This is a genomic window from Streptomyces sp. NPDC007189, from assembly GCF_040703635.1.
Taxonomy (GTDB): Bacteria; Actinomycetota; Actinomycetes; order Streptomycetales; family Streptomycetaceae; genus Streptomyces.
In genome coordinates this window covers 75,234-91,702 of record NZ_JBEYEY010000006.1, presented here as the reverse complement: position 1 = coordinate 91,702, position 16,469 = coordinate 75,234, and the positions used below count along the sequence as shown (strand labels likewise).

At 71.7% G+C, this 16,469-nt stretch carries 18 protein-coding genes; 11 read left to right on the top strand and 7 right to left on the bottom strand.

All coding sequences use genetic code 11. From position 1 onward, the window contains the following. Positions 1-12: 12 nt before the first annotated feature. Positions 13-621, top strand: coding sequence for a DUF1349 domain-containing protein (locus AB0950_RS14600; RefSeq protein ID WP_360150699.1), 609 nt, complete (start codon positions 13-15; stop codon positions 619-621). Here AB0950_RS14600 and AB0950_RS14595 read toward each other — a convergent pair. After that, complete coding sequence (locus AB0950_RS14595) at positions 581-1,969, bottom strand: MFS transporter (protein ID WP_366778635.1); 1,389 nt, start codon at positions 1,967-1,969, stop codon at positions 581-583. The two genes, AB0950_RS14600 and AB0950_RS14595, sit on opposite strands and share 41 nt — an antisense overlap. Positions 1,970-2,039: 70 nt before the next feature. Between AB0950_RS14595 and AB0950_RS14590 the strand changes: the two genes are divergently transcribed. From AB0950_RS14590 to AB0950_RS14575, 4 genes are all read left to right on the top strand, one after another. After that, positions 2,040-3,020, top strand: a complete 981-nt coding sequence (locus AB0950_RS14590) for a helix-turn-helix domain-containing protein (protein ID WP_360150705.1) — start codon at positions 2,040-2,042, stop codon at positions 3,018-3,020. After that, entirely contained in the window at positions 3,017-3,520 is a 504-nt protein-coding gene (locus tag AB0950_RS14585) for a GNAT family N-acetyltransferase (RefSeq protein ID WP_366778634.1), read from the top strand. The genes AB0950_RS14590 and AB0950_RS14585 overlap by 4 nt, the downstream gene beginning before the upstream one ends. A 77-nt stretch (positions 3,521-3,597) precedes the next feature. Beyond that, complete coding sequence (locus AB0950_RS14580) at positions 3,598-4,317, top strand: DsbA family oxidoreductase (RefSeq protein WP_366778633.1); 720 nt, start codon at positions 3,598-3,600, stop codon at positions 4,315-4,317. 97 nt (positions 4,318-4,414) lie between these two features. Next, entirely contained in the window at positions 4,415-5,467 is a 1,053-nt protein-coding gene (locus AB0950_RS14575; RefSeq protein WP_360150714.1) for an aminotransferase class V-fold PLP-dependent enzyme, read from the top strand. Positions 5,468-5,533: 66 nt separating this feature from the next. On the opposite strand, the gene thpD is transcribed toward AB0950_RS14575, so the two are convergent. The 5 genes from thpD to AB0950_RS14550 all read right to left on the bottom strand — a co-directional run bounded on the left by thpD (position 5,534) and on the right by AB0950_RS14550 (position 10,002). Continuing rightward, a complete protein-coding gene (thpD, locus tag AB0950_RS14570) occupies positions 5,534-6,427 on the bottom strand; it encodes an ectoine hydroxylase (protein ID WP_366778632.1) in 894 nt (297 codons plus the stop codon). A 6-nt stretch (positions 6,428-6,433) separates the two neighbouring features. Continuing rightward, the gene (locus tag AB0950_RS14565; protein WP_360150720.1) at positions 6,434-6,838 is read right to left on the bottom strand and encodes an ectoine synthase; all 405 of its coding nucleotides are present in this window, start codon (positions 6,836-6,838) and stop codon (positions 6,434-6,436) included. 30 nt (positions 6,839-6,868) lie between these two features. Continuing rightward, positions 6,869-8,140 (bottom strand): diaminobutyrate--2-oxoglutarate transaminase, encoded by a 1,272-nt coding sequence (ectB, locus tag AB0950_RS14560; RefSeq protein ID WP_366778631.1) that lies wholly within the window; start codon positions 8,138-8,140, stop codon positions 6,869-6,871. A 12-nt stretch (positions 8,141-8,152) separates the two neighbouring features. Then, on the bottom strand, positions 8,153-8,671 hold the full coding sequence (gene ectA / locus AB0950_RS14555) for a diaminobutyrate acetyltransferase (RefSeq protein WP_360150726.1): 519 nt from the start codon (positions 8,669-8,671) through the stop codon (positions 8,153-8,155). Positions 8,672-8,958: 287 nt separating this feature from the next. After that, positions 8,959-10,002, bottom strand: coding sequence for an aminotransferase class V-fold PLP-dependent enzyme (locus AB0950_RS14550; protein WP_366778630.1), 1,044 nt, complete (start codon positions 10,000-10,002; stop codon positions 8,959-8,961). A 152-nt stretch (positions 10,003-10,154) separates the two neighbouring features. Between AB0950_RS14550 and AB0950_RS14545 the strand changes: the two genes are divergently transcribed. The 5 genes from AB0950_RS14545 (at position 10,155) to AB0950_RS14525 (ending at position 14,794) form a co-directional block, all read left to right on the top strand. Continuing rightward, positions 10,155-11,003: a basic amino acid ABC transporter substrate-binding protein gene (locus AB0950_RS14545; RefSeq protein ID WP_360150732.1), complete on the top strand. Its 849-nt coding sequence runs from the start codon at positions 10,155-10,157 to the stop codon at positions 11,001-11,003. After that, complete coding sequence (locus tag AB0950_RS14540; RefSeq protein WP_360571255.1) at positions 11,000-11,833, top strand: amino acid ABC transporter permease; 834 nt, start codon at positions 11,000-11,002, stop codon at positions 11,831-11,833. The genes AB0950_RS14545 and AB0950_RS14540 overlap by 4 nt, the downstream gene beginning before the upstream one ends. Continuing rightward, positions 11,830-12,624: an amino acid ABC transporter ATP-binding protein gene (locus AB0950_RS14535; RefSeq protein WP_366778629.1), complete on the top strand. Its 795-nt coding sequence runs from the start codon at positions 11,830-11,832 to the stop codon at positions 12,622-12,624. Before AB0950_RS14540 ends, AB0950_RS14535 begins: the two co-directional genes overlap by 4 nt. Before the next feature lie 18 nt (positions 12,625-12,642). Next, entirely contained in the window at positions 12,643-13,734 is a 1,092-nt protein-coding gene (locus tag AB0950_RS14530) for an amidohydrolase family protein (protein WP_360150741.1), read from the top strand. A 157-nt stretch (positions 13,735-13,891) separates the two neighbouring features. Next, positions 13,892-14,794, top strand: a complete 903-nt coding sequence (locus AB0950_RS14525; RefSeq protein ID WP_360571249.1) for an SCO1860 family LAETG-anchored protein — start codon at positions 13,892-13,894, stop codon at positions 14,792-14,794. Between the two features lie 115 nt (positions 14,795-14,909). Here AB0950_RS14525 and AB0950_RS14520 read toward each other — a convergent pair whose 3' ends face one another. Next, the gene (locus tag AB0950_RS14520; protein ID WP_360571247.1) at positions 14,910-15,509 is read right to left on the bottom strand and encodes an NAD(P)H-dependent oxidoreductase; all 600 of its coding nucleotides are present in this window, start codon (positions 15,507-15,509) and stop codon (positions 14,910-14,912) included. 113 nt (positions 15,510-15,622) lie between these two features. Between AB0950_RS14520 and AB0950_RS14515 the strand changes: the two genes are divergently transcribed. After that, positions 15,623-16,459, top strand: a complete 837-nt coding sequence (locus AB0950_RS14515; RefSeq protein WP_360150750.1) for a helix-turn-helix transcriptional regulator — start codon at positions 15,623-15,625, stop codon at positions 16,457-16,459. The last annotated feature ends 10 nt before the right edge of the window (positions 16,460-16,469 follow it).

The following is a 16,469-nucleotide window of genomic DNA, read 5'->3' as shown; positions in this document are numbered from 1 at the left end:
GAAACTCACCCCATGGACGTAGAGCTGCCCGAACTGCCCTTCGCGCTGCGCACCTACGGCCCCGACGGGCACTGGTCGTACGAGGACGGCGTGCTCACCGGGTGGGCCGGGCCCCGGCAGGACCGGTTCGTGCCGCCCACCGGGGACGCGCTGGAGCCCGCCTGCGACGCCCCCAGGCTGCTGGGGGCGCCCGACGGGGACTTCCAGCTGATCGCCCGGGTGACCGTGGGGTTCCGGGCCGCCTTCGACGCCGGCGTGCTGTACGTCCACGTCGGCGACCGGGCCTGGGCCAAGCTCTGCCTGGAGTACTCCCCGGACGTGCCCACCGTCTGCACGGTGGTCACCCGGGGCCACTCCGACGACGCCAACTCCTTCACGGTGGAGGGCAGTTCGGTCTGGCTGCGGGTCAGCCGGACCGGGCGGGCCTTCGCCTTCCACGCCTCCCGGGACGGTGAACGCTGGACCTTCGTCCGGCTGTTCACCCTCGGCGACGAGAAGGAGACCGGCGACGCGCTGGTCGGCTTCATGACCCAGTCCCCCCTGGGCGAGGGCTGCGTGGTGACCTACGACCACATCGAGTTCAGGACCGCCTGGCCGAGCGACCTGAGAGACGGAAGCTGAGGGCGAACGTCACCGTGAGCAGGGCCGCGCTGACGGTCAGGCTCAGCCGCATGCCGGCCTCGAAGCCGTGGCCGAGCAGCGCGCCGAACACCGCGATGCCCAGGCCGCCGGCCACCTGTCGTGCCGCGTTGAGCACCCCGGCCGCGAGGCCCGCCCGCTCGGCGGGGACGGCGTCCATCATCGCGGTGGTGAGCGGCGGCACCGTCAGTGCGCAGCCCAGCGCGAGCGGCACCAGCAGCACGGCCACCAGCACGGACGGCGTGCCCGCGTCGACGTACAGCAGCGCGAGCAGCCCGGCGACGGCCAGCGGTTGCCCCACCAGCATCGGCAGCCGGGGGCCGTAGCGGCCCGCGAGCTTGCCCGCCACCACGTTGGTCACCGCGATCAGGCCCGTCATGGGCAGGAACATCAGCCCGGCGTACAGCGCGGAACGGCCCTGGACCTGCTGGAAGAAGAGGGAGAAGACGAACACCAGGCTGTAGAAGGCCACGCTGACCGCGGATCCGGCCGCGACCGCCGTGGCCACGGTCCGGTTGCGGAACAGGCTGAGGGGCACCACCGGGTGCGGCCGGCGTGCCTCGACGCGAAGGAACGCGGCGCCCGCGACCACGGCCACGACCAGCGCGGCCCCGCCCGCCGTGCCGCCCTCGATCGCGGCGAAGGTCAGGGCCACGAGGGCCACCACCGCGGTGAGCTGGCCGGGCAGGTCCAGCGGTGCCGGGCGGGGGCGCGAGCGCGGGGCGCGGACCAGCAGCGCGAGGATCGCCGCGCCCAGCGGCAGGTTGACGAAGAAGATGCCGCGCCAGTCCCACGCCGTGGTCAGCGCGCCACCCGTCACGGGACCGAGCGCGACCGCCAGCGAACCGCCGGCCGCCCAGGCGGCCACCGCGCGGGCCCGCCGGGCCGGTTCCCGGTACGCCTGCCGCACCAGTGCCAGCGAGGCCGGGAGCACCACGGCCGCCGCGACGCCCTGCACCACCCGGGCACCGATCAGGGCCGGCAGGTTCGGTGCCAGTCCGCAGGCCGCGGAGGCGAGGGTGAACACCGCGGTGCCGAGCGCGAACGCCCGGCTCGCCCCGGCCCGGTCCGAGAACGCCCCGGTGGACAGCATCAGCGCCGCGAAGGCGAGCGTGTAGGCGTCCACCACCCACTGCAGGCCGGACATCCCGCCGCCCAGGGACGTGCCGATCGCGGGCAGGGCCACGTTCACCACGGACGCGTCGAGGCAGATCAGCGCGAAGCCGAGCAGGGAGGCGGTGAGGGTGAGCGCGGCGGATACTTCCTTGGCCGCCAAGTCGCCGCCGACCGGCGCGAGTTGCTCGGACCGGGGGAGCTGATTCGTTGACATGCCTCCATCCTGCGGAACTTCGCCGGCGTACAGTAGTGGCCTGAATGCCACGCCTCCGGAGGTTCTGGCCATGCCGCACCGAGTCGCCGTCATCGCGCCCACACCCGTCTCGATGTTCAACGTCGCGATCCCCGAGATGCTGTTCGGCAAGGTGGAGGTGGACGGCCGGCCGGGCTACGAGGTGCTCGTCTGCAGCGCGGAGCCGGGCCCGGTGCCCACCACCGGCGGTCTCGACCTGTACGTACGCCACGGGTTCGACGCAGTGCGGGAGGCGGACACGGTGGTCGTCGCGGGCACCGGCGCGCCGTTCGAGCCGGAGCCGCGGATCGTGGCCGCCGTGCGCGAGGCGGCCGCCGCCGGCAAGCGGATCGCCTCCATCTGCACCGGAGCCTTCCAACTCGCCGAGGCGGGCCTGCTCCACGGCCGCAGGGCCACCACGTACTGGGCGCACGCCGACGAGATGCGCAGACGGTACCCGCAGGTCGAACTGCAAGGAGACGTCCTGTACGTCCAGGACGGCCCCTACGTCACCTCGTCCGGCTACGCCGCCGGCATCGACCTGTGCCTGCACATCATCCGCACCGACTACGGCGCCGCCGTCGCCAACGAGGTCGCCCGGCTCGCCCTGGTCGCCCCGGTCCGCCCCGGCGGCCAGACCCAGTTCACCCATACCCCGCTGCCGCCCGAGCGCGGCACCGCCTGCGCCGACACCCGCGGCTGGGCCATGCGCAACCTCGACAAGCCGCTCACCCTCAGCGACCTGGCCCGGCACGCCGGCGTGTCCGTCCGCACCCTCACCCGGCGCTTCCACGCCGAGAGCGGTGTCAGCCCGCTGCAGTGGCTGCTGCACCAGCGCATCGAGCGGGCCAAGGAGCTGCTGGAGACCACCACGCTCGCCATGGACCAGGTGGCCGCCGCGTGCGGTCTCGGCACCGCCGACTCCCTGCGCGCCCACATGGTCCGCCGCACCGGGCTCACGCCGAGCGCGTACCGGGCCCAGTTCAGCCGGCACGGAACCGGTGCCGCCGCCGTCACGTCCTCCGTTGCATGATCAGTGACCGGGTGACCGACGCTCTGACGATCCGCACCGCCCTGCCCGCCGAGGCCGACGTCATCGCCGACCTGCACGTCCGGGCCCGCGCGACGTACTACCCGGACGGCCTCCCGCAGGACGACGTCGACTGGAGGGAGGCCTGGCACGGTTCCCTCGGGCGCCCCGACGGCCACGTCCTGTGCGCCGTCCAGCAGGGCCGGATCGTCGGCATCGCCTCCTTCCGCACCCCGGACGGTGCGCCTGCGGACGAGGTCAAGCTGTTCCAGTTCCACGTCGACCCCGGCCACTGGCGCTCCGGCATCGGCACGGCCCTGCACACGGCCTGCGTGGAGGAGTGGCGGGCCGGCGGCAAGCGGACCGCCGTCCTCGACGTGCACACGAACAACCGGCGCGCCCAGGCCTTCTACGCCCGCCAGGGCTGGGCCCCGGACCCCGAGAACCCACCCGCCGAGGGCGACCACCACCTCTGCCTGCGTTTCTCGGTGCCCGGGGAATGAAACCGCGCTGATTGAAGCTTCACGTATCGGCGGCGGAGAGGGTCTCCGTGCCCGTACGACCGGAGAGAGCCGAAGACATGCGCGTCGAGATCTGGAGCGACATCGCCTGCCCCTGGTGCTACGTGGGCAAGGCCCGCTTCGAGAAGGCGCTGGCGGCCTTCCCGCACCGCGACCAGGTCGAGGTCGTGCACCGCTCCTTCGAGCTGGACCCTGACCGCGCCAAGGGCGACGTCCAGCCGGTGATCACCATGCTGACCAGGAAGTACGGCATGAGCCAGGCGCAGGCCGAGGCCGGCGAGGACAACCTCGGCGCCCAGGCCGCCGCCGAGGGCCTGGACTACCGCACCCGGGGCCGCGACCACGGCAGCACCTTCGACATGCACCGCCTGCTGCACCTCGCCAAGGAGCACGGCAGGCAGGACGAGCTGATCCAGATCCTCTACCGGGCGAACTTCGCCGAGGAGCGGTCCGTCTTCACCGAGGGCGACGAGCGGCTCGTCGAGCTGGCCGTGGAGGCCGGGCTGGACGCGGACGCCGCCCGCGCGGTGCTCGCCGACCCCTCCCGCTACGCCGACGAGGTCCGCGCCGACGAGCGTGAGGCCGCTCGGCTCGGTGCGACCGGCGTGCCCTTCTTCGTCCTCGACCGGGCGTACGGCGTCTCCGGCGCCCAGCCCGCCGAGGTGTTCAGCCAGGCACTGACCGAGGCCTGGGGCGAGCGTTCCCCGCTGAAGCGGGTCGGGCAGAGCGGCGCCGACGGCTGTGGGCCGGACGGGTGCGCGGTGCCGCGGCAGGGCTGAAAAGACGCAGGTCGGAGCGGATGTATAAGGACTGCTGAGCGGGTCCACGCAAAAAATCGCAATGGACGGGAGGTTCCGCGACCCGCACAGTGGGGTCATGGAGACCTTCGAGAGCCTCGTCCGCGCCGAGTTCGCCCCGGAGAACACCTACCTGAACACCGCGAGCAGCGGCCTGCTCCCGGCCCGTACGGTCGCCGCGCTGCACGAGGCGGTGGCGATCCGGGCCGCGGGCCGGCCGCTGGATCCGCTGTTCGAGGACGTGGAGGCCGCCCGGGCCGCGTTCGCCCGGCTGGCCGGAGTGCCGGCCGAGCGGGTGGCGGCGGGCCCGTCGGTGTCCGCCCAGACCGGGCTGATCGCCGCCTCGCTGCCCGCCGGCGCCGAAGTGCTCACCGCGGAGGACGACTTCACCTCCGTGCTGAACCCGTTCCATGTGCGCGGCGACCTCAAGGTGCGCGCGGTGCCGCTGGAACGGCTCGCCGAGTCGGTCCGCCCCGGCACCGCCCTGGTCGCGGTCAGCGCCGCCCAGTCCGCCGACGGACGGATCGCCGACCTGCCCGCCCTGCGCGAGGCGGCCCGCACGCACGGTGCGCGCACCTACGTCGACTTCTCCCAGGCCGCCGGCTGGCTCCCGATGGAGGCCGACGCCTACGACTTCACCGTCTCCACCACCTTCAAGTGGCTGCTCGGCCCGCACGGGGCGGCCTTCCTCGTCGTCCCCGAGGACTTCGGCGCGCTGTCCCCGCTGCTGGCGGGCTGGGTCGCGGCCGAGGAGCCGTGGAACAGCTGCTACGGCCCGGTGACCCGACTCGCCCACTCCGCACGGCGGTTCGACGTCAGCCCGGCCCTGTTCACCTACACCGGGGTGGCCCGCTCGCTCGCCCTGATCGAGGAGCTGGGCGTGGCCGCCGTACAGGCGCACGACCTGGCGCTGGCCGACCGGTTCCGCGCCGGGCTCGTCCCGCTCGGCCACGAACCGCTGCCCGCCCCCGGCTCGGCCATCGTCTCCGTGCCCGGACTCGGCGTCCGCCAGCCGGAGTTGAGCCGCGCCGGCATCGAGGTCTCCAACCGGGCCGGGAACCTGCGCGCGTCCTTCCACCTCTACAACACGCCCGCCGACGTCGACCGTCTGCTGGACGTGCTCGCCGGCTGACGGCATGACCGGGCCGGAGCCCCCCGTCCCACACGAGGAGGCTCCGGCCCGGTGCCGGAAGGGGGACTACTTCACCGGGGTGAAGTCCCTCGCGCCGATGAACTCGGGGCGCCGCACGGGCGCCGCGAACGGGTCCACGGCCTTGTTCTCCACGCTGTTGAACACGATGAACACGTTGCTGCGCGGGTACGGCGTGATGTTGTCGCCGGAGCCGTGCATGCAGTTGCAGTCGAACCAGGTCGCCGAGCCGGGCCTGCCGGTGAACAGCCGGATGCCGTACTCGCTCGCCAGCTGCGTCAGCGCCTCGTCCGACGGCGTGCCCGCGTCCTGCATCTGCAGCGACTTCTTGTAGTTGTCCTCGGGCGTGGCGCCCGCGCAGCCCAGGAACGTCCTGTGCGAGCCCGGCATGATCATCAGGCCGCCGTTGGTGTCGTAGTTCTCGGTCAGCGCGATCGAGACGGACACCGTGCGCATGTTCGGCAGGCCGTCCTCGGCGTGCCAGGTCTCGAAGTCCGAGTGCCAGTAGAAGCCGCTCGCGCCGAAGCCGGGCTTGACGTTGATCCGGGACTGGTGGACGTACACGTCGGAGCCGAGGATCTGCCGGGCACGGCCGACCACCCGCGGATCGCGCACCAGGTTCGCGAACACCTCGCTGATCCTGTGCACCTCGAAGACCGAGCGGATCTCCTTCGACTTCGGCTCCACGATGGAGCGCTCGTCGGCGCGGATCGCCGGGTCGGAGACCAGCCGGTCCAGCTCGCGCTTGTAGACCTCGACCTCGTCCGGGGCGATCAGCTGGTCGACGGCGAGGAAGCCGTCACGCTCGTACGCCTGCAGGTCGGCCGTGTCGATCGGGCCCGGCGTGTCCGGGGAGCCCCAGACGACCGGGTCCTGGCGCGGGACGGTCACCTCGGTGGTGCCGCGGGTCGGGTAGAGATCCTTCACGGGAGCAGTGGTCATGGGTTCTCACACCTCCTCGGGCTCGGTGAGCAGCGGGTAGACGCCGTTCTCGTCGTGGTCCTCCCGTCCGGTCACCGGCGGGTTGAACACGCAGATGCAGTGGAAGTCCTCCTTGACGCGCAGCGTGTGCCGCTCGTGCCCGTCGAGGAGGTACATGGTGCCGGGCGTGATGGTGTACGTCGTCCCGGCCTCGTGGTCGGTGAGTTCGGCCTCGCCCTTGGTGCAGACGACGGCCTCGATGTGGTTGGCGTACCACATCGACGTCTCGGTGCCGGCGTAGAGGATGGTCTCGTGCAGCGAGAAGCCGACCCGCTCCTTGGCGAGGACGATCCGCTTGCTCTCCCAGGTACCGGACTTGGACTTGACGTGCCGGTCGGTGCCTTCGATGTCCTTGAACGATCGGACGATCACGGTGGTGCTTCCTCCTGGTCGGCTTGCGGTTCAGACGGTTTCCCGGACGGCGCGGGCGAGGACGCTCAGGCCCTCGTCCAGCTCGTCGGGGGTGACGGTGAGTGCGGGCAGCAGCTTGACGACCTCGCCCTCGGGGCCGGACGTCTCGATCAGCAGCCCGAGTTCGAAGGCCCGCCGGGCGATCTTCGAGGCCCGGCTCTTGTCGTGGAACTCCATGCCCCACACCAGGCCCCGGCCGCGGTACTCCTTGACGTCGGCGAGGTTCTCCTCGGTGATGGCGATCAGCGCCTGCTCGACCTGCTCACCCCGGGTGCGGGTCTGCTTCTCCATGGCCGAGCCGTCGGTCCAGTACGTCTCCAGGGCCGCGGCGGCGGTGACGAACGCCGGGTTGTTGCCGCGGAAGGTGCCGTTGTGCTCGCCCGGCTCCCAGACGTCCAGCTCCGGCTTGAACAGGCACAGCGACATCGGCAGCCCGTAGCCGCTGATCGACTTGGACACCGTGACGATGTCGGGCACGATCCCGGCCTCCTCGAAGGAGAAGAAGGCGCCGGTACGGCCGCAGCCCATCTGGATGTCGTCGACGATGAGCAGCATGTCCTGCCGCTCGCACAGCTCCTTCAGGGCGCGCAGCCACTCGGGCCGGGCGACGTTGATGCCGCCCTCGCCCTGCACGGTCTCCACGATCACGGCGGCGGGCTTGTTCAGGCCGGAGCCCTGGTCCTCCAGCAGCCGCTCGAACCACAGGAAGTCGGGGACCTTGCCGTCGAAGTAGTTGTCGAACGGCATCGGCGTGCCGTGCACCAGCGGGATCCCGGCGCCGGCCCGCTTGAAGGCGTTGCCGGTCACGGCGAGCGAGCCCAGCGACATGCCGTGGAAGGCGTTGGTGAACGACACGATCGACTCCCGGCCCTTCACCTTGCGGGCCAGCTTCAGCGCCGACTCCACGGCGTTGGTGCCGGTCGGGCCCGGGAACATGACCTTGTACGGCAGGTCGCGCGGGCGCAGCACCAGATCCTGGAAGGCCTGCAGGAAGGACCGCTTGGCCGTGGTCGACATGTCCAGGCCGTGGGTCACCCCGTCCCGGGACAGGTAGTCGATCAACGCCCGTTTGAGCACGGCGTTGTTGTGGCCGTAGTTGAGTGAGCCGGCCCCGGCGAAGAAGTCGAGGTAGGCATGGCCGTCCTCGTCGAACATCCGGCTGCCCTGTGCGCGGTCGAAGACCGTGGGCCAGCCGCGGCAGTAGCTGCGCACCTCGGACTCGAGGGTCTCGAAAACGCTGAGGTCGGGCTGGGTGATGGTCACGGTGGTCGCTCCTCAGTGGGGGGTGGAGGCGGTCAGCGGGCCGATGCGGTACAGGACTTCGGGGTCGTGCGGGCCGTCCGGGAACAGCTCGGCGGGGAACAGCACCTCACGCTCCAGACGCGCGCCGTGCCGGGCGGCGAACGAGGTGAACAGCCGCTCGGAGGCGGTGTTGCCGGGGGTGATGGTGGTCTCCACGTCGGTGATGCCGCGCTCGGCGGTGAGCCGTGCGGTCAGCCCGTCCAGCAGCGCGGCGGCGATGCCGTGACCCCGCTGGGCGGGGTCGACGGCCACCTGCCAGACGAGCAGCGTGCGGGGGCGCTCCGGCCGTACGTAGCCGGTGACGAATCCGACCGGCTCCCCGTCCGCACCGCGTGCCACCGCGGAGGTGCCGGCGAAGTCCCGGCACCACAGCAGATAGCTGTACGAGGAGTTCAGGTCGAGGGTTTTCGAGTCCCTGGCGAGACGCCAGAGCGCTGCTCCGTCGGTCAGCGACGGCTGGTCGACGATCAGGTCTGCGGGTGCGGCAGTCATGCGGCACGAATTTAGCGAGGCGAATTAGGAAATGCACGGGCGCCGTCGCTGCACCGTACCGAGGGAGTGGCAAAATGCCCCAGTTATCCCGCTACAAATCGGGGCATAGCGACTCTACTGTGGAGTATGTCACACCCCGGAAACCGCTCGAAACCTGCCGGAAAACTTCCCTGTTTAGCCTCGCAAAAAGCGGGCAGAAGAAGACGGGAAGCTATCACCGGGAAAATTGGCGGGAATTGTGAAATCAATCTGAATTTTGAATTGGGAATGCGGTGGCGCCGTCGAATTCAGACGCCGAGTGCCGCCCCGATCGCCGCCAGACACCGCTCCACGGTCTCCCGCGAGGCGTCCGCCCCGTAGTGGTTGACCCGGATCATCTCCTTGGCCAGCGCCCCGCCGCCGGCGGCGACCGGCAGCGCGGGATCGCTCTTCAGGACCCGGGCCACCAGCTCCGACGCCACCACCCCGGAGGGCACCCGCAATGTCGTCGCCACCGGCGCCGCTTCCTTCTCCTCGTACACGTACGGCTCGAGGCCTCCGCCCAGGGCGACAGCGCCCGCCCGCGCGACCCGGGCGGCCTCCCGGTGCCGGGCCATCACCGTCTCAAGACCCACCGACTCGATCCGCTCCAGACACGCTTCGAGCGCCAGCATCTCCAGCTGCGCCGGAGCGTGCGGCAGCGCCCTGCGGCCGGCGTCGATCCAGCGCTCCTTCCAGTCCAGCAGGGACAGATAGGAGCGGCGCGGCGCGTTCGGGTTGGCCGCCATCCGCGCCCAGGCCCGCTCGCTCACCGAGATCGCCGACACCCCCGCGGGGCCGCCCATCGCCTTCTGCGCGCCGATCACGCACAGGTCCACACCCCACGCGTCCGGCAGCACCGGCTCCGCGCCCACGGAGGCGACCGCGTCCAGATAGAACAGCGCGCCGTGCTCCCGCACCGCCTCGCCGATCTCCGCGACCGGGTTGGTGTTGCCGGTCGCCGCCTCCGCGTGGACGAGGGACACGAAGTCGATCTCGGAGTGCTCGGCGAACGCCTCCCGGATCTGCCCGGCGGTCACCGCCGTGTGGAAGGGGACGGCGAGGTCGTACACGGTCGCGCCCGAGTCCCGCAGCCAGTTCCCGAACGTCTGCCCGTACGGGCCGGTGATCACGTTCAGGGCCACCGTGCCCGGACCGGCCGCAGCCCGGATCGCGCCCTCCAGCGGCAGCAGCGCCTCGCCCTGGGTGATCAGCACGTCCTGCCGGGTGTCCAGCAGCCGGGCGACCGCGTCCTCGACGGCGGCGAAGCGCTCGGCGGTCAGCGGGGGCAGGTCCAGAAGCGGGTGGGTCACGGCGGCGCTCTCTTCTTCATCCGGGGGCGATATCGGGGCCAACTCCACCGATCTTAGGTCCGGCGCCCCCGTGACCATGGGTTTGGTTTGAGAGCCCCAAACGCTTCCTTATAATCGGAACCCACAGGTCCCCCACAGAGAAGATCCCCCCCATGAAAACGCTCCTCGGACGCCGGACCCGCCTCCTGGCTGCCACCGCCACGACCGCCGGGCTCGTCCTCGTCGTGGCCGGCTGCTCCTCGTCCAGCGGGGGGAGCGCCGGTGCCACCGTCAAGGGGGTCCACGTCGTCAAGGCCGGTCAGCTGACCACCTGCACCCACCTGCCGTACCCGCCGTTCCAGTCCGAGGTGGGCGGCAAGGTGCAGGGCTTCGACGTCTCCCTCATCGACCTCGTCGCCAAGAACCTCGGCGTCAAGCAGCAGATCGTCGACACGCCGTTCGAGAACTTCAAGACCGGCGCCTTCCTCAACTCCGGCCAGTGCGACCTGGCCGCCGCCGGCATGACGATCACGCCGGAGCGCAAGAAGAACGTCGACTTCTCCGACCCGTACTTCGAGGCCACCCAGGCCGTCCTCGTCGCCAAGAGCAGCGGCCTGACCTCGCTCGCGGACGTCAAGGCCAAGGGCAAAAAGCTGGGCGCCCAGGCGCAGACCACCGGTGAGGACTACGCCAAGAGCAAGGGCTACGACCCGATCTCCTTCGAGTCCTCCGACGCCGTCCTCAACGGCCTGCGCACCGGCCAGGTCCAGGCCGTCGTCATCGACTACCCGGTCGTCCAGGGCTGGCTGAAGGACAAGGCCAACGCCGACAAGTTCAGGATCGTCGACAACCTGAAGACCGGCGAGCAGTACGGCTTCACGGTCAAGAAGGGCAACAAGCCCCTGCTCGACGCCATCAACAAGGCCCTGAAGGACGCCAAGGCCGACGGCACCTACAAGAAGATCTACGAGAAGTGGATCGGCCCGTACGACGCCTCCGTCGCCTCTCCCGCCGCCTCATGACCGACACGGACGTACGACTCCAGCCGAAGAAGAAGGGGCTGACGCGACGTCAGAAGCGCCGGCTGTCGCGGGGCGTCCAGTACGCCGTCTTCGCCGCCGCCGTGATCGCCCTGGCGGTCACGGCGGACTGGGGGCGGCTGCGGAACCAGTTCGCGCAGGGCGGCATCGCCCGGCAGATGTTCCCCGACGTCATCACGCTGGCGCTGAAGAACACCGTGCTCTTCACGGTGTCCGGCTTCGCCGTCGGACTCGGGCTCGGCCTGGTCATCGCGCTGATGCGGCTGTCCTCCGTGGGCCCGTACCGCTGGCTGGCCGGCATCTACATCGAGATCTTCCGCGGCCTGCCCGCCCTGCTGATCTTCGTCTTCATCGCGGTGGCCGTACCGCTGGCCTTCCCGGGCACCGAGATCCCCGGCGGCACCTACGGCAAGGCCGCCCTCGGCCTCGGACTCATCGGCGCCGCCTACATGGCGGAGACGTTCCGCGCCGGCATCCAGGCGGTGCCCAGGGGGCAGACGGAGGCGGCCCGTTCGCTGGGCTTCTCGCCCGCCCGCGCGATGATCTCCATCATCATCCCGCAGGCGGTGCGGATCATCCTCCCGCCGCTCACCAACGAGCTGATCATGCTCTTCAAGGACTCCTCCCTGGTGCTGCTGCTCGGCGTCACCCTGGAGGAGCGCGAACTGTCGAAGTTCGGCCGGGACCTGGCGAGCACGACCGCCAACTCCACGCCGATCCTGGTCGCGGGCCTGTGCTACCTGCTGGTCACCATCCCGCTCGGCTTCGTCGCCCGCCGTCTGGAGGCCAAGGCCCGAAAGGACATCACGTGAGCCGCCCCGAGATCCGTGTCCGGGACCTGCACAAGTCCTTCGGCGACAACCACGTCCTGCGCGGCATCGACCTGGAGATCGGCCAGGGCGAGGTCGTCTGCGTCATCGGCCCCTCCGGCTCCGGCAAGTCCACGCTGCTGCGCTGCGTGAACCTGCTGGAGGAGCCCAGCAAGGGCCAGGTCTTCGTCGGCGGCACCGAGATCACCGACCCGGACGTCGACATCGACGCCGTACGCCGCAGGATCGGCATGGTCTTCCAGCAGTTCAACCTCTTCCCGCACCTCAGCGTCACCGAGAATCTCACGCTGCCGCAGCGCCGGGTGCTCCGCCGGGACAAGGCGACCGCCGCGAAGATCGCCGCGGAGAACCTGGCCCGGGTCGGCCTGGCCGAGAAGGCGGACGCCTACCCGTCCTCCCTCTCCGGTGGCCAGCAGCAGCGCGTGGCCATCGCCCGGGCGCTGGCGATGGGCCCGGAGGTCATGCTCTTCGACGAGCCGACCTCGGCGCTCGACCCCGAACTGGTCGGCGACGTCCTCGCCGTCATGCGGATGCTCGCGCAGGAGGGCATGACGATGATGGTCGTCACCCACGAGATGACCTTCGCCCGCGAGGTCGCCGACCGGGTCGTCTTCATGGACGGCGGCGTGATCGTCGAGGACGGCAGCCCCGACCAGGTCATCGGCAACCCGCAGCACGAACGCACCCGCCACTTCCTCTCCCGCCTGCTCGACCCGGCGATGGCCGAGGTCGAGGAGGAGACCTCCGACCAGGTGGGGAACGAGCAGCCGTAGCTCGTTAAGGTCGGGGGCATGAGCGATGGCGCCGTGCTGCACGTGAAGGGGCGGGTCCTGGCCGGACCCGACGACGTCCGCGACGAACTGTGGGTGGTCGGGGGCCGGGTGTCGTACGACCGCCCCGCCGGCGCCCGTGACATCCGTACCGTCGAGGGCTGGGCGCTGCCCGGCCTGGTCGACGCCCACTGCCATGTCGGCCTCGGCGCCGAGGGCCCGGTGGACGCCGCGACCGCGGAGAAGCAGGCGCTCACCGACCGGGAGGCCGGCACCCTGCTGATCCGGGACGCCGGCTCGCCCTCCGACACCCGCTGGGTCGACGACCGCGAGGACCTCCCGAAGATCATCCGGGCGGGCCGGCACATCGCCCGCACCCGCCGCTACATCCGCAACTTCGCCTGGGAGATCGAGCCCGACGACCTCGTCGCCTACGTCGCCCAGGAGGCCCGGCGCGGCGACGGCTGGGTCAAGCTGGTCGGCGACTGGATCGACCGCGACCTCGGTGACCTCGCCCCCTGCTGGCCGCGCGAGGCGGTCGAGGCAGCCATCGCCGAGGCCCACCGGCTCGGCGCCCGCGTCACCGCCCACTGCTTCGCCGAGAACTCCCTGCGCGACCTGGTCGAGGCGGGCATCGACTGCATCGAGCACGCCACCGGCCTGACCGACGACCTGATCCCGCTGTTCGCCGAGCGGGGCGTCGCGATCGTGCCGACCCTCGTCAACATCGCCACGTTCCCGCAGCTCGCGGCGGGCGGCGAGAGCCGGTACCCGCGCTGGTCCGCACACATGCGCCGGCTGCACGAACGCCGCTACGACACCGTGCGCGGCGCCTACGACGCCGGGATCCCGGTCTACGTCGGCACGGACGCCGGCGGCTCACTGGCCCACGGCCTGGTCGCGGCCGAGGTGGCCGAGCTGGTCGCCGCCGGCATCCCCGCCGTGGACGCCGTCTCCGCGACCAGCTGGGGCGCCCGCGCCTGGCTCGGCCGGCCCGGCCTCGAGGAGGGCGCACCGGCCGACCTGGTGGTGTACGAGGGCGACCCGCGGGCCGACGTACGGGTGCTGGCGGCGCCGCGCCGGGTCGTGCTCAACGGCATCGTCGTCGAGTAGCCGCCAGGAGCGAACGGGAACGCCTGTGCCCGGTGATTCGAATCGGCGTGCGGGAAATCCACGTTTGAGTGAAGTGACCCAGGATCGCTGACCGTTCACCCACAGTGCGTACAAGGTTGACGGGTCCCACACAGGTTTCCACTGGGGGTCCCACGCCTTGAACAGCAACACCTTCCGCATGCCCGCACGCCGTACGGCCGCCCTGGCGACCGCCACCGCGCTCACCCTGGCGCCCGCGGTGCTGGGCGCGAGCGCGGCGCACGCGACCACCGACCACGGTCGCGCCTCCGCCGTCGTGCTCCGCACCGGCCTCGACGTCTCCCTGCTCAACAAGACCGTCGACATCCCGTTCGCGGTCTCCCTCAACGAGGTCCAGGCACCGCGGAGCGCCGACAGGACCGCGCTGTCCGCGCGGCTCGACGGCGTGGCCGGCGGCAAGCCGTTCTCCGTCCTCGCCGCCGACGCCGCCTCCGCGAAGGCCACCGTGACCGCACGGCGCGCCGAGGGCTCGGTCCGGCTCGTCCACGCCCGCCTGCACGTCCCCGGCCTGCCCCTGCTGTCCCTGATCGAGGTCGGCACGGTCACCGCCGACGCGGCCTGCGAGGCCGGCAAGGCGCCGGCCGCCTCGGCGAACGTCCTCGGCGCGGTCACGGTCCTCGGCAAGCGCGTCACGCTCACCGCCGGCGGCCCCACCCAGGTCAAGGTGCCCGGCGTCGGCGAGGTCCGCCTCGACCTCGCCCAGCGCCGCACCACGACCCGCACCGCCGCCGCCACCGCCCTCGAACTCCGGGTCTCCGTCAACCCGTTGAAGCTCAACGTGGCCGACGTCGAGGGCACCGTCACCCTGGCCAAGGCCACCTGCGAGTCCCCGACGGCGCCGCCCACCGGCCACCCCGCACCGAGCCACGACCCGGCCGCCGCCGTGCAGCCGCAGGGCGCCCGCAACGACCTCGCCGAGACCGGCGGCAACTCCGCGACCCCGTACATCGCGGGCGGCGCACTGGCACTGGTGCTGGTCGGCGGGGGAGCAGTGGCACTGACCCGCCGTCGCAAGGGCTGACCCAGGCGGTGCCCGCTGTCGCAAGGGCTGACCCGCCGCCGCAGGGGCTGACCCGGGCTCCGCCCGCCGCCGCAGGGGGCTGACCCGGGCCCCGCCCGCCGCTCCCCGTCCGCCGTCACGCCGGGTAGGGAGCGGCCTCCCGGCCCGCCTTGAGCGTGGCCGCCCACCAGGACAGCTGGTCGAGCAGCGTCTTGGCGTACGCCGGGGCCTGCTCGTCCAGCGGGTGGCCGTCCTGCCACGCGGTGAAGTAGTTCGGGAAGGCCAGACCGTCCCGGATGGTCACCGCGTGCAGTTCGGTCAGCACGTTCTCCAGGTGCAGCACGGCGTGCCGGCCGCCGGCCGCGCCGCCGTAGCTGACGAAGGCCACCGGCTTGGCCGTCCACTGGGTGAAGTGCCAGTCGATGGCCGCCTTCAGGGAGGCGGGGTAACTGTGGTTGTACTCCGGCGTGACCACGATGAACGCGTCCGCCTCCTCCAGCGCCGAGGTCAGCCGGCTCATCCCGGCCGGACGCGGGTAGGCGTCCCCGGCGAACTTCGGCGACTCGGCCGGCAGCGCCAACGGGATGTCCACGTCGGCCAGATCGACGACGCGGACCTCGAAACCCCCGTGCTGCCGGGCCTGTCCGGCCACCCACGACCCGACGACCGGCCCGAACCGGCCTTCCCGCACGCTTCCGACGACGACCAGCAACCTGTGCGTGTTCCTGTTCTCCATGCCCACCACCATCCGGCCCCCGGCACCGCCCAACCAGGCCGTGCCCAGGCTGGCCCCGGCAGGGCCACCCTGAGCCCTCGGCGACCGCTGACCCGGCGGCCTATCCTCGCCCCATGGGGACACCGCTGGGGGACTTCATCCGGGCCAAGCGGGACAGCATCCAGCCGGAGACGCTGGGGCTGCCGGACCGAGGCCGCCGCCGCTCACCGGGCCTGCGCCGGCTGGACCTCGCCGCCCGCGCCGGCATCAGCGTCGAGTACCTGACCCGCATCGAACAGGGCCGGGACCGCAGTCCGTCCGTCGCGGTGGTCAACGCCCTCGCCGACGCGCTCAGCCTCGACGCCGCCGAGCGCAACCATCTGCGCTACCTCGCGAAGATCACCGGCGGCGCCTGCACCGCCCACCGCAGCCCGGCCCCGCCCCGGCGGGACGTCCGCCCGGCCCTGCTCCAGACCCTGCGGCTGCTGGAACCGGGCATCGCCGTCGTGACCAACCGCCTCGGTGACATCCTCGCCCGCACCAGCGGCTACGAACTGCTCACCGCCGGCACCGGGTTGCTCGACGGCGACGCGCCGAACCTCACCCGGTACGTCTTCACCGACCCCAGAGCACGGGCCTTCTTCGCCGACTGGGACCAGGTCGCCGACGAGCAGGCCTTCGACCTGTGGCTCGGCCCGTCGGCCGAGAACTCGGAATGGCTCAGCGCGGAACTGGCGCCTCTGGCGGGCCCCGAGTTCACCCGCCGCCTGAACCGCCACCTGGTGCCCCGACGCGGCGCCCTCCGCCTGACCCACCCCACCGGCCCCCCACTCCGCCTCACCCGCGAAACCCTGGACGCCCCGACGGACGCCCAGCAACTCGTGGTGTTCCTACCGGCGGACGAGCACACGAGGGAGGCCCTGACCGAACTCCGGGCAGGGCAGCGGGGCAGGCTGAGAGCGATCTCGTAGCAGCACCGGC